The 13,532-nt window shown below is 53.4% G+C and carries 12 protein-coding genes; all 12 read left to right on the forward strand.

Features of this window, described 5'->3' with window-relative positions; genetic code table 11:
* Position 1: 1 nt before the first annotated feature.
* The gene (gene wcaE / locus HV229_RS09425; protein ID WP_019077134.1) at positions 2-748 is read left to right on the forward strand and encodes a colanic acid biosynthesis glycosyltransferase WcaE; all 747 of its coding nucleotides are present in this window, start codon (positions 2-4) and stop codon (positions 746-748) included.
* Between the two features lie 9 nt (positions 749-757).
* On the forward strand, positions 758-1,312 hold the full coding sequence (wcaF, locus tag HV229_RS09430; protein WP_016153587.1) for a colanic acid biosynthesis acetyltransferase WcaF: 555 nt from the start codon (positions 758-760) through the stop codon (positions 1,310-1,312).
* 24 nt (positions 1,313-1,336) lie between these two features.
* Positions 1,337-2,458 (forward strand): GDP-mannose 4,6-dehydratase, encoded by a 1,122-nt coding sequence (gmd, locus tag HV229_RS09435; protein WP_181547391.1) that lies wholly within the window; start codon positions 1,337-1,339, stop codon positions 2,456-2,458.
* Positions 2,459-2,460: 2 nt separating this feature from the next.
* A complete protein-coding gene (locus tag HV229_RS09440; RefSeq protein ID WP_172860503.1) occupies positions 2,461-3,426 on the forward strand; it encodes a GDP-L-fucose synthase in 966 nt (321 codons plus the stop codon).
* Positions 3,427-3,428: 2 nt separating this feature from the next.
* Positions 3,429-3,908: a GDP-mannose mannosyl hydrolase gene (locus HV229_RS09445; RefSeq protein WP_181547393.1), complete on the forward strand. Its 480-nt coding sequence runs from the start codon at positions 3,429-3,431 to the stop codon at positions 3,906-3,908.
* Positions 3,905-5,131, forward strand: coding sequence for a colanic acid biosynthesis fucosyltransferase WcaI (gene wcaI, locus HV229_RS09450; protein ID WP_181547395.1), 1,227 nt, complete (start codon positions 3,905-3,907; stop codon positions 5,129-5,131). Before HV229_RS09445 ends, wcaI begins: the two co-directional genes overlap by 4 nt.
* Complete coding sequence (gene cpsB / locus HV229_RS09455) at positions 5,131-6,567, forward strand: mannose-1-phosphate guanyltransferase (RefSeq protein ID WP_048225800.1); 1,437 nt, start codon at positions 5,131-5,133, stop codon at positions 6,565-6,567. Before wcaI ends, cpsB begins: the two co-directional genes overlap by 1 nt.
* Positions 6,568-6,702: 135 nt before the next feature.
* Complete coding sequence (cpsG, locus tag HV229_RS09460) at positions 6,703-8,073, forward strand: colanic acid biosynthesis phosphomannomutase CpsG (RefSeq protein ID WP_048235033.1); 1,371 nt, start codon at positions 6,703-6,705, stop codon at positions 8,071-8,073.
* A 54-nt stretch (positions 8,074-8,127) separates the two neighbouring features.
* A complete protein-coding gene (gene wcaJ, locus HV229_RS09465; protein ID WP_008785190.1) occupies positions 8,128-9,522 on the forward strand; it encodes an undecaprenyl-phosphate glucose phosphotransferase in 1,395 nt (464 codons plus the stop codon).
* Position 9,523: 1 nt separating this feature from the next.
* A complete protein-coding gene (wzxC, locus tag HV229_RS09470) occupies positions 9,524-11,002 on the forward strand; it encodes a colanic acid undecaprenyl disphosphate flippase WzxC (protein WP_181547397.1) in 1,479 nt (492 codons plus the stop codon).
* Between the two features lie 23 nt (positions 11,003-11,025).
* Positions 11,026-12,306 carry a colanic acid biosynthesis pyruvyl transferase WcaK gene (wcaK, locus tag HV229_RS09475; protein ID WP_153687515.1) on the forward strand — a complete coding sequence of 427 codons (1,281 nt, stop codon included), beginning with the start codon at positions 11,026-11,028 and terminating at the stop codon, positions 12,304-12,306.
* Complete coding sequence (gene wcaL / locus HV229_RS09480) at positions 12,303-13,523, forward strand: colanic acid biosynthesis glycosyltransferase WcaL (protein ID WP_181547399.1); 1,221 nt, start codon at positions 12,303-12,305, stop codon at positions 13,521-13,523. The genes wcaK and wcaL overlap by 4 nt, the downstream gene beginning before the upstream one ends.
* Positions 13,524-13,532: the final 9 nt, after the last annotated feature.

Consider the following 13,532-nt stretch of genomic DNA (forward strand, 5'->3'; position numbering starts at 1 on the left):
CATGCTGCTCAGTATTATTACCGTCGCCTTTCGTAATCTGGAAGGGATCGTCAAAACTCACGCGTCGTTAGCTCATCTGGCGCAGGCGGGTGATATCAGTTTTGAGTGGATTGTTGTTGATGGCGGCTCCTCTGACGGTACCTCGGCCTTTCTTGAAGGGCTCAGTGGAGAGCACCGGTTACGGTTTGTCAGCGAGCCGGATAAGGGCATCTATGATGCAATGAACAAAGGTATCGCTATGGCGCGAGGGCGGTTTGCGCTGTTCCTCAACTCCGGGGATATTTTGCATGCAGATGCTGCTCATTTTATCCGCCAGCTAAAAACGCAGAGCGATAAAGCGATGGTCATTGGCGATGCGTTGCTGGATTTCGGTAATGGTAACAAAATTAAGCGGCGGGCCAAGCCGGGTTGGTATATTTATCACAGCCTTCCCGCCAGCCATCAGGCCATCTTCTTTCCTCTCTCTGGACTGAATGTCTGGCGCTATGATTTGCAATATAAGATATCGTCTGATTACGCACTGGCAGCCAAATTATACAAGTCAGGTTACGCGTTTAAAAAGCTGAGCGGGCTGGTGTCAGAGTTTTCCATGGGTGGGGTGTCAACGACGAATAATCTGGAATTGTGCCGGGATGCAAAAAAGGTACAGCGCCAGATATTACACATGCCAGGTTTTTGGACCGGGCTGTCAGAATATTTACGTCTGCGCACAACTGGTAAAACAAAAACCTTATATGGAAAAGCGTAAGGGTACATTATGCAGGATTTAAGCGGCTTCAACGTGCCGGGAGGTTTTCGCGGCGGCGGTGCCATTAAAGTGCAATTATGGTGGGCAGTGCAAGCCACATTATTTCGCTGGTCCCCGCAGGTAATGTATCGCTGGCGTGCGTTTTTATTGCGAATGTTTGGCGCAAAAATAGGAAAAAACGTAGTTATTCGACCTTCAGTAAAAATTACTTATCCGTGGAAATTAACCCTGGGAGATTATTCCTGGGTGGGTGATGACGCGGTTTTATATACGCTGGGTGATATTACGATTGGTGCGCACGCGGTTATTTCGCAAAAAAGTTATTTATGCACCGGGAGTCATGATTATGCCAGTCAACATTTTGATATTAACGCCACACCAATTGTAGTTGGTGATAAATGCTGGCTGGCGACAGATGTCTTTGTCGCGCCTGGCGTGACGATTGGCGATGGCACCGTCGTCGGAGCACGCAGCAGTGTATTTAAATCGCTGCCAGCCAATGTCGTTTGTCGGGGAAATCCCGCAATAGTCACACGCGAACGCGTCGAGAAAGTTACTCCCTGAGGGGATCATTTAAGAGGTAATAACATGTCAAAAGTCGCTCTCATCACTGGCGTAACCGGGCAGGATGGTTCTTACCTGGCAGAGTTCCTGCTGGAAAAAGGGTATGAAGTACACGGTATTAAGCGCCGCGCTTCATCATTCAACACCGAACGAGTGGACCACATCTATCAGGATCCGCATTCGGGCAATCCCAAATTCCATCTGCACTATGGCGATTTGACGGACTCCTCCAACCTGACCCGTATTTTACAGGAAGTGCAACCGGATGAGGTCTATAACCTCGGCGCCATGAGTCATGTCGCGGTGTCGTTTGATTCACCGGAATACACCGCGGATGTCGATGCTATCGGCACCTTGCGTTTGCTGGAAGCTATCCGCTTCCTCGGGCTGGAAAAGAAGACCCGTTTTTATCAGGCTTCCACCTCTGAACTTTACGGCCTGGTACAGGAAATCCCGCAGAAAGAGAGCACGCCGTTCTACCCGCGCTCGCCGTATGCCGTTGCCAAACTGTACGCCTACTGGATAACCGTCAACTACCGCGAATCTTACGGTATGTATGCCTGTAACGGCATTCTGTTTAACCACGAATCTCCGCGCCGCGGCGAAACCTTTGTCACGCGCAAAATTACGCGTGCGATCGCCAACATCGCGCAGGGGCTGGAGTCTTGCCTGTACCTGGGCAATATGGATTCGCTGCGTGACTGGGGGCATGCCAAAGATTACGTCAGGATGCAGTGGATGATGCTGCAGCAGGACAAGCCGGAAGATTTCGTGATTGCCACCGGCGTGCAGTATTCCGTGCGCCAGTTTGTGGAAATGGCCGCCTCTCAGTTGGGGATTAAATTGCGCTTTGAAGGCGAGGGCGTGAATGAGAAAGGCATTGTGGTTTCCGTAACCGGACACGACGCGCCGGGTGTGAAACCTGGGGATGTCATGATTGCCGTCGATCCGCGCTATTTCCGTCCGGCAGAGGTGGAAACGCTGCTGGGCGATCCGGCCAAAGCACATGAAAAACTGGGCTGGAAGCCGGAAATCACGTTGCGCCAGATGATCTCGGAAATGGTTGCCAACGATCTTGAAGCAGCGAAGAAGCATTCCCTGCTGAAGTCGCACGGTTACGAGGTCGCCATCGCGCTGGAGTACTGAGGATGAAGACACAACGTATTTTTGTGGCGGGCCATCGCGGGATGGTGGGGTCCGCCATCGTCAGACAATTGTCGCAGCGAGATAATGTCGAGCTGGTGCTGCGTACCCGCGACCAACTTAACCTGCTGGACGCAAGTGCGGTGCAGGCGTTCTTTGCCACTGAACGTATTGACCAGGTTTATCTGGCGGCGGCTAAAGTCGGCGGGATCATAGCGAATAATACTTATCCTGCTGATTTTATTTATGAAAACATGATGATTGAGAGCAACATTATTCATGCTGCGCATTTGCATAACGTGAATAAACTGCTGTTCCTCGGATCATCCTGTATTTATCCAAAACAAGCCACCCAGCCAATAGCCGAAAGCGAGCTGTTGCAGGGGCAGCTGGAACCGACCAATGAGCCGTATGCGATTGCCAAAATTGCCGGGATCAAGCTGTGCGAATCGTATAACCGCCAGTATGGCCGCGATTATCGCTCGGTGATGCCGACCAATCTGTATGGGCCGCATGACAACTTCCACCCGAGTAATTCGCATGTGATCCCGGCGCTGCTGCGCCGCTTTCATGACGCTCGCGAGCACAATACGCCGGATGTGGTGGTGTGGGGAAGCGGGACGCCAATGCGTGAATTTCTGCATGTTGACGATATGGCAGCGGCCAGTATCCACGTGATGGAGCTGGCTCAGGAAGTCTTGCAGGAATATACCCAGCCGATGCTGTCGCATATCAACGTGGGGACCGGCGTGGACTGCACCATCCGCGAACTGGCGCAAACCATCGCGCAGGTCGTGGGTTACAAGGGGCGCGTGGTGTTCGACGCCAGCAAACCGGATGGAACGCCGCGCAAATTGCTCGACGTTACGCGTCTGCATCAGTTGGGCTGGTATCACGAGATATCACTGGAAGCGGGGCTTGCCAGTACCTGGCAGTGGTTCCTTGAAAACCAGCAGCGCTACCGGGGGTAAACATGTTTTTACGTCATGAGGATTTTGCCACCGTAGTACGTTCAACTCCGCTGATTTCCATCGATTTGATCGTGGAAAACACCCACGGTGAATTTCTGCTCGGTAAGCGTCTCAATCGTCCGGCGCAGGGTTACTGGTTCGTGCCCGGCGGTCGGGTGCAAAAAGATGAAGCGCTGCACGTGGCCTTTGAGCGGCTTACTGAAGCGGAGCTGGGGTTACGTTTACCGCTGTCCGCTGCAGAGTTTTACGGGGTCTGGCAGCACTTCTATGACGACAACTTTTCCGGGGAAGATTTCTCAACGCATTACATCGTGCTGGGATTTCGTCTGCGGGTGTCGGAAAACGACCTGCAACTGCCTGACGTTCAACATGACGCGTACCGCTGGCTGACAATTGAAGAGATCCTGGCCAGTGACCACGTGCACGACAACAGCCGGGCTTACTTCTGTGAGAAGAGTCAGGCCGGAGTACCCGGGCTATGAAGATCCTTGTGTATGGCATCAACTATTCGCCGGAGTTGACCGGTATCGGTAAATACACCGGTGAAATGGTGGAGTGGATGGCGCAACAGGGGCATGACGTACGGGTGATCACTGCGCCGCCTTATTATCCGCAGTGGAAGGTCAACGGTCGCTATTCATCCTGGCGCTATCGTCGTGAAGAGGGCGATGCCATCGTCTGGCGTTGTCCGCTGTATGTGCCTGAGCAGCCTTCTACGCTCAAGCGCTTGCTGCATCTAGCCAGTTTCGCCCTGAGCAGTTTCTTCCCGCTGCTGGCGCAGCGCCGCTGGAAGCCGGATCGCATCATTGGGGTAGTGCCAACGCTGTTTTGTACGCCGGGCATGCGCCTGCTGGCGAAGCTGTCCGGGGCGCGCACGCTGCTGCATATTCAGGATTACGAAGTCGATGCCATGCTGGGGCTTGGCATGGCAGGCAAAGGCAAGCGTGGCGCGGTGGCAAAACTGGCCAGCGCCTTTGAGCGCAGTGGGCTGTTGAATATGGATCATATTTCGACCATTTCTCGCTCAATGATGAATAAAGCGCAGGAGAAGGGCGTTGATGCACAGAAGGTCATTTTCTTTCCGAACTGGTCAGAAGTAGCGCGCTTTCGTGACGTGAGCGACGCCGATGCTCTGGCGGTGCGCCAGCAACTGGGCTTGCCTGATGATAAAAAAATCATTCTCTACTCAGGCAATATCGGTGAAAAGCAAGGGCTGGAAAGTGTGATTGACGCAGCGGCCCTGTTGAGCGAACAGCCCTGGATGTTTGTGATTGTCGGGCAGGGCGGAGGTAAAGCACGGCTGGAGAGTATGTCTAGCGAACGCGGCCTGAACAATGTGAAGTTCTTTCCGCTGCAATCTTATGACGCGCTGCCTGCGCTGCTCAAGATGGCGGACTGTCATCTGGTGGTACAAAAGCGCGGTGCGGCGGATGCCGTATTGCCCTCCAAACTGACCAATATCCTCGCCGTTGGTGGTAACGCGGTGATTACCGCCGAACCTGAGACCGAGTTGGGTCAGCTGTGTGACGCTCACCCAGGCATCGCGGTGTGTGTCGAGCCTGAATCAGTGAGTGCGCTGGTTGTCGGGATTCAACAGGCGTTAATCATGCCAAAGATTAACACGGTGGCACGTGAGTATGCCGAACGCACGTTGGATAAAGAAAACGTGCTGAGCCAATTTATTGCAGATATTCGGGGTACATGATGAGTCAAAACAAACTCTTTCCGGTGGTGATGGCCGGTGGCTCGGGTAGCCGTTTATGGCCTCTGTCCCGCGTACTATATCCAAAGCAGTTTCTGTGCCTGAAAGGCGATCTCACCATGCTGCAGACAACGATTTGTCGTCTGAACGGTGTGGAGTGCGAAAGCCCGGTGGTTATCTGTAATGAACAACACCGTTTCATCGTGGCGGAACAGCTACGACAACTGCACAAGCTGACTGAGAATATTATTCTCGAACCCGCCGGGCGCAATACTGCACCGGCGATAGCGCTGGCCGCGCTGGCGGCAAAACGTCAAAGTCCGGGGGAAGATCCGCTGCTGTTGGTATTGGCGGCCGATCACATGATTGCCGATGAAGAGGCATTTCGAGAGGCGGTTCGCAATGCAATGCCGTATGCCAGCGCGGGTAAGCTGGTGACGTTTGGTATCGTGCCGGACCAGCCGGAGACCGGCTACGGCTATATACGTCGCGGCGAGGTTTCGCCGACCAATACCGACGCCGTGGCTTTTGAGGTGGCGCAGTTTGTTGAAAAGCCCAATCTGGAAACCGCGCAGGCTTACGTGGCGAGCGGCGACTACTACTGGAACAGCGGCATGTTTCTGTTCCGGGCCGGGCGCTATCTGGAAGAACTGAAAAAATATCGCTCCGACATTCTTGAGGCCTGCGAAAACGCCATGAGTACGGTTGATCCCGATCTCGATTTTATCCGCGTTGATGAACAGGCGTTTCTCGCCTGCCCGGAAGAGTCTGTGGACTATGCGGTAATGGAACGTACGGCCGATGCGGTGGTGATGCCCATGAACGCAGGCTGGAGCGATGTAGGCTCCTGGTCATCGCTGTGGGAAATCAGCGCCCATACCGCTGAAGGTAATGTGCATCATGGTGACGTCATTAGCCATAAAACGGAAAATAGCTACGTGTATGCCGAGTCTGGCCTGGTGACGACCGTCGGGGTGAAGGATCTGGTGGTGGTGCAGACCAAAGATGCGGTGCTGATCGCCGATCGCAACGCGGTGCAGGACGTCAAAAAAGTGGTGGAGCAAATTAAAGCTGACGGACGTCATGAGCACCATATTCACCGTGAAGTTTACCGTCCATGGGGCAAGTACGACTCTATTGATGCCGGAGACCGTTACCAGGTGAAGCGGATTACCGTTAAACCCGGTGAGGGATTGTCCGTGCAGATGCATCATCACCGGGCTGAACACTGGGTTGTGGTGGCTGGTACCGCGAAGGTGACAATCAATGATGACATCAAACTGCTCGCTGAAAACGAGTCTGTCTATATTCCGCTGGGGGCGACCCATTGTCTGGAGAACCCGGGGAAAATTCCGCTCGATCTGATTGAAGTGCGTTCCGGATCTTATCTCGATGAGGATGATGTGGTGCGGTTTGCGGACAGATACGGGCGTACCTGATGCCGGATGCGCTGCGCTTATCTAGCCTACAACACCGTAGGCCCGATAAGCGAAGCGCGCCGGGAAATGCATTTAACACTCATTAAAAGGCTCATTAAGAGTCAGGGCCTCCTGTTGCCTGAAGAAGGGTAAATCATGACGAAATTAACCTGTTTCAAAGCCTACGATATTCGCGGCAGGCTGGGCGAAGAGCTGAATGAAGATATCGCTTGGCGGATTGGTCGCGCTTATGGCGAGTTCCTGAAGCCTAAAACGATTGTCCTCGGCGGTGACGTGCGCCTGACCAGCGAGACGCTAAAGCTGGCGCTGGCGAAAGGACTGCAGGATGCAGGGGTGGATGTGCTGGATATTGGCATGTCGGGCACCGAAGAGATTTATTTTGCCACTTTCCACCTGGGCATTGACGGCGGTATTGAAGTGACCGCCAGCCATAATCCGATGGATTACAACGGCATGAAGCTGGTGCGGGAAGGGGCACGGCCCATCAGCGGAGATACCGGTCTGCGCGACGTGCAGCGCCTGGCGGAAGCCAATGACTTCCCGATGGTTGATGAGACAAAACGTGGCCGCTACCAGCGCATTACTACCCGCGATGCCTACATTGATCACCTGCTGGGTTACATCAATCCCGCCAACCTGAAACCGATGAAGCTGGTGCTCAATTCCGGTAACGGCGCGGCAGGTCCGGTGGTTGACGCTATTGAAGCCCGTTTTAAGGCGCTGGGCGTGCCGGTCGAGTTCATCAAAATTCACAACACGCCGGATGGCAACTTCCCCAACGGTATTCCCAACCCTCTGCTGCCGGAGTGTCGGGCAGACACGCGTAACGCGGTGATTGAACACGGCGCGGATATGGGGATTGCCTTCGACGGTGATTTTGACCGCTGCTTCCTGTTCGATGAAAAAGGTCAGTTCATTGAGGGCTACTACATTGTCGGCCTGCTGGCGGAAGCGTTTCTGGAGAAGAATCCGGGGGCGAAAATTATCCACGACCCACGCCTGTCCTGGAACACCGTGGATGTGGTGACGGCGGCAGGCGGTAAACCGGTGATGTCTAAAACCGGGCACGCGTTTATCAAAGAGCGGATGCGCCATGAAGATGCCATTTATGGTGGCGAAATGAGCGCGCACCACTATTTCCGCGATTTTGCTTATTGCGACAGCGGAATGATCCCGTGGCTGCTGGTGGCGGAACTGCTGTGTCTGAAAGGGCAGTCGCTGGGCGAACTGGTCCGCGACCGGATGGTGGCCTACCCGGCTAGTGGAGAAATAAACAGTACGCTGGCAGAGCCGACGGCGGCGATTGCGCGCGTGGAGCAGCATTTTTCACGTGAGGCGTTGTCGGTGGACAGAACGGACGGTATCAGCATGTCGTTTGTCGACTGGCGCTTCAATTTACGCTCTTCCAATACCGAACCGGTGGTGCGCCTGAACGTGGAATCGCGCGGAGATATTCCGTTGATGGAAGCGCGAACGCGCACTCTTCTGGCGTTACTGAATCAGTAATGCTGGTGCTTCCTTTGCCCGATTCTGGGCAAAGGGTGACTAACAGGAACCACGATGACACATCTAAAAAAGCGCGAACGCGCCAAAACCAATGCGTCGTTAATTTCGATGGTGCAACGCTTTTCAGATATCACCATCATGTTTGGCGGGTTGTGGGTAATCTGCGAATTAAGCGGTTTGCCTTTCCTGTACATGCACCTGCTGGTGGCGCTGATCACGCTGGTCGTTTTTCAGATGCTCGGTGGCATAACGGATTTTTATCGCTCCTGGCGCGGTGTCAAAATTTCCACTGAGCTGGTGCTGTTGCTGCAAAACTGGACGCTGAGTCTGATTTTTTGCGCAGGTCTGATCGCCTTTAATAACGATTTTGATAACCGTCTCGCCGTCTGGCTGGCGTGGTATCTGCTATCCAGTGTTGGCCTGGTGTTGAGCCGTTCGTTTATTCGCTACGGTGCGGGATGGTTGCGTAATCGCGGGTATAACACGCGCCGGGTGGCGGTGGCAGGGGACCTGCCCGCCGGACAAATGCTATTGGACAGCTTTCGCCATGAACCGTGGCTGGGATTTGAAGTGGCGGGTGTCTATCACGATCCTATCCCTGGAAAAAACTCCCGCGACTGGGCCGGTAATCTGCAACAACTGGTGGACGACGCCAAAGCCTCACGTATTCATAACGTTTATATCGCCATGTCGATGAGCGATGGCGCCAGCGTCAAAAAACTGGTGCGCGAGCTGGCCGATACCACCTGTTCTGTGATCCTTATTCCTGATGTCTTTACCTTCAACATTCTGCATTCACGGATTGAAGAGATGAATGGCGTTCCGGTGGTGCCGTTGTATGACACGCCGCTCTCGGGGATTAATCGCCTGTTGAAACGCGCGGAAGATATCGTGCTGGCTTCACTGATCCTGCTGCTTATTTCCCCGGTGCTGTGTGGTATTGCGCTGCTGGTAAAACTGACCTCCAAAGGTCCGGTGATTTTCCGCCAGACCCGCTATGGCATGGACGGGAAGCCGATCAAAGTCTGGAAGTTTCGCTCGATGAAAGTGATGGAGAACGACGCGGTGGTAACGCAGGCGACGCAAAACGATCCGCGCGTTACCCCTGTGGGAAATTTCCTGCGCCGGACGTCGCTCGATGAACTGCCGCAGTTTATTAACGTCCTGACCGGGGGGATGTCTATCGTCGGGCCACGTCCGCATGCGGTGGCGCATAACGAACAGTACCGTCAACTGATCGAGGGCTACATGTTACGTCATAAGGTAAAACCGGGCATTACCGGCTGGGCGCAAATCAACGGCTGGCGCGGTGAAACCGATACGCTGGAAAAAATGGAAAAACGTGTGGAGTTTGACCTCGAATACATTCGCGAGTGGAGCGTGTGGTTCGATATCAAAATTGTTTTTCTGACGGTATTCAAAGGCTTTGTGAACAAAGCGGCGTATTAACATGAGCTTACGAGAAAAAACGCTTAATGGCGCAAAGTGGTCGGCGATTGCTACGGTGATCATTATTGGTCTGGGGCTTATCCAGATGACTGTCCTGGCACGGATTATTGATAACCACCAGTTTGGGTTGTTAACCGTGTCGCTGGTGATCATTGCGCTGGCCGATACGCTGTCGGATTTCGGTATCGCCAATTCAATTATTCAGCGCAAAGACATCGGTTATCTTGAGCTGACGACGCTGTACTGGCTCAACGTTGGGCTGGGTATGGTGGTATGTGTGGTGATGTTTCTGCTTAGCGGGACGATTGCCAGCGTGCTCAATAATCCCGAACTGGCGCCACTCATCAAAACCTTATCGCTGGCGTTTGTGGTGATACCGCACGGGCAGCAGTTTCGCGCGCTGATGCAAAAAGAGCTGGCCTTCAACAAAATTGGCATGATTGAAACCAGTTCGGTGTTGGCCGGTTTTACCTTTACCGTGGTCAGCGCCCATTTCTGGCCGCTCGCGCTGACGGCCATTCTCGGGTATCTGGTGAACAGTACGCTACGAACGCTGCTGTTCGGCTATTTTGGTCGCCGGATTTACCGTCCGGGGCTGCATTTTTCGCTGGCATCCGTTTCGTCGAATCTGCGTTTTGGCGCGTGGCTGACGGCAGACAGCATTATCAATTACCTCAATACCAACCTTTCCACGCTGGTTTTAGCCAGAACGTTGGGCGCTGGCGTGGCGGGCGGATTCAATCTCGCCTGGAACGTGGCGGTTGTTCCCCCGATCAAACTGAACCCGATTATTACCCGTGTCCTGTTTCCGGCGTTTGCCAAAATTCAGGACGATAGTGAAAAGCTACGGGTGAATTTTTACAAGCTGCTGTCGGTGGTCGGGATCATCAACTTCCCGGTACTACTGGGATTGATGGTGGTGTCGAACAATGTGGTGCCACTGGTATTTGGCGAGAAGTGGAACGGCATTATCCCCATCCTGCAACTGCTGTGTATTGTTGGGCTGCTGCGCTCGGTGGGGAACCCGATCGGTTCACTGCTGATGGCGAAGGCGCGGGTCGATATCAGCTTTAAATTCAATGTGTTCAAAACCTTTCTGTTTATTCCCGCCATTTTCATCGGTGGACATCTGGCCGGAGCGATTGGCGTGACGCTGGGCTTTTTGCTGGTCCAGGTGATTAACACCGTCCTCAGCTATTTCGTGATGATTAAACCTGTTCTTGGCTCCAGCTACCGCCAGTACATGCTCAGTCTTTGGCTGCCGTTGTATCTCTCCTTGCCAACCCTTGTAGTGAGCTATGCGCTGGGCGTAATGCTGCATGACCAGCTGTCGTTGGGCGTGTTGTTGGGGAGCCAGATAGCGGCAGGGGCGCTGGCGTTTGCGCTAATGATGGTGCTGTCGCGTCATCCGCTGGTGGTGGAAATAAAACGCCAGCTCTGTCGCAGTGAAAAAATGAAAACCTTGCTCCGTGCAGGATAAGAACAACGCTTTAAGAGGTCAAAATGAAACTATTAATTTTGGGCAACCATACCTGCGGGAACCGAGGGGATAGCGCGATCCTGCGCGGTTTGCTGGATGCCATTAACGCGTTGCGTCCCGAGACTGAAGTGGATGTTATGAGCCGTTACCCAGTGAGCTCCTCATGGTTACTGAACCGCCCGGTGATGGGCGATCCGCTGTATTCGCAGATGAAGCAACACAACAATGCAGTGGGTGTTATGGGGCGCGTGAAGAAAGTGCTGCGTCGTCGCTATCAGCACCAGGTACTGCTCTCGCGTGTTACCGACTCCGGTAATCTGCGCAATATCGCTATCGCCCAGGGCTTTACCGATTTTGTTCGTTTGTTGTCGCGCTATGACGCCATCATCCAGGTCGGCGGATCGTTCTTTGTCGATCTGTATGGTGTGCCGCAGTTTGAACATGCGTTGTGTTCGTTTATGGCAAAAAAACCGCTGTACATGATTGGTCATAGCGTGGGGCCATTCCAGGATGAGCAGTTTAATCAACTGGCGAACTACGTGTTTGGCCACTGTAATGCATTGATTTTACGTGAATCCGTCAGTCTGGATCTGATGAAGCGCAGCGCAATTACCACGGATAAAGTCGAAACAGGCGTAGATACGGCCTGGCTGGTCGACAATCATCATGAGGATTTTGAGCCGGGTTATGCGGTACAGCACTGGTTAGACATGGCGGCTAAACAGAAGACCGTTGCCATTACATTGCGCGAGCTGGCGCCTTTTGATAAGCGTCTGGGGACAACGCAGCAGGCCTATGAGCAAGCCTTTGCCGGGGTAGTGAACCGCATACTCGATGAAGGTTATCAGGTGATTGCACTGTCAACCTGCACCGGTATTGATAGTTACAACAAAGATGATCGCATGGTGGCGTTAAATCTTCGCCAGTATGTTAACGACCCGGCCCGATATCACGTGGTGATGGATGAACTTAACGATCTGGAGATGGGGAAGATTCTGGGGGCATGCGATCTGACGGTGGGTACTCGGTTGCACTCGGCCATTATCTCGATGAATTTTATGACGCCAGCCATCGCCATTAACTACGAGCATAAATCGGCAGGGATCATGCAACAGTTGGGGTTGCCGGAGATGGCTGTCGATATTCGCCATCTGCTCGATGGCAGTCTGGAAGGAAAGGTCGCCGATACCCTCGGACAGCTACCTGAACTGAACATACGGCTTGGGGATGCTGTGACACGCGAACGCGAACGCGGGGTGCACATGGTGCAGTCGGTTTTAACGCGTATTGAGGGGGAAAAATGAAGATTGGCTTTTTCCTGCTTAAATTTCCGCTCTCTTCTGAGACCTTTGTACTCAATCAGATAACCGCATTTATTGATATGGGCTACGACGTGGAGATTGTCGCTTTGCAGAAGGGCGATCTTGAAAATACGCATGCCTCATTTAATACCTACCGGCTGGGTGAAAAAACGCGCTGGTTGCTGAATGAACCGGAAAGCAAACTGGCGAAGCTGAAATATAGGGCGGCGGCAGTTCTGAACGGTATTACCCGCGCAGCGACCTGGAAAGCGTTGAATGTTGCACACTATGGCGACGAGGCACGCAATCTGATTTTGGCGGCCATTTGCGGTGGGAATCCGCGGGCGTTTGAAGCGGATGTCTTTATTGCTCATTTTGGGCCAGCAGGCGTAACGGCCGCTAAGCTGCGTGAGCTTGGGATGATCCGCGGAAAAATCGCCACGGTATTTCACGGTGTCGATGTTTCGCATCGGGATGTGCTTACCCGCTATACCCCTGAGTATCAGCAGCTGTTTCAACGTGGAGATTTGATGTTACCCATCAGCAATCTCTGGGCCGGACGTTTAAAAAACATGGGATGCCCGCCGCAAAAAATCGCGGTTTCGCGTATGGGTATCGACATGACGCGTTTTACCCCTCGCCAACTGAAAGCACCAGCTGCACCGCTGGAAATTATCTCTGTCGCCCGGTTAACCGAGAAAAAAGGACTGCACGTCGCCATCGAAGCCTGTCGTCAGTTAAAAGAGCAGGGCGTTTCATTTCGTTATCGCATTCTGGGTATCGGCCCTTGGGAGCGACGTTTACGCACACTGATCGAGCAATATCAACTCGATGACGTGATTGAGATGCCCGGCTTTAAGCCCAGCCATCAGGTAAAGGAGATGCTTGAGCAGGCGGATGTATTTTTGCTGCCGTCGATTACCGGAAGAGACGGCGATATGGAGGGGATCCCGGTGGCGCTGATGGAGGCGATGGCGGTAGGTATTCCGGTGATTTCAACTGTTCACAGTGGGATCCCTGAGCTGGTCGAGTCGGGTAAATCTGGCTGGCTGGCACCGGAAAACGATGCGCAGGCCCTGGCTGAGAGATTAGCGGCATTTAGCCTGCTCGACAGTAAGCAGGTACAGCCGATTGTGCAGTGTGCGCGCGAAAAAATTGAAACTGAATTTAATCAGTTAGCGATCAATAAACAGTTAGCCAGTCTGCTGCAAACGATGTAAATCGAGGTT

Source organism: Citrobacter sp. RHBSTW-00524 (assembly GCF_013747755.1).
In the GTDB taxonomy this organism is placed as follows: Bacteria; Pseudomonadota; Gammaproteobacteria; order Enterobacterales; family Enterobacteriaceae; genus Citrobacter; species Citrobacter braakii.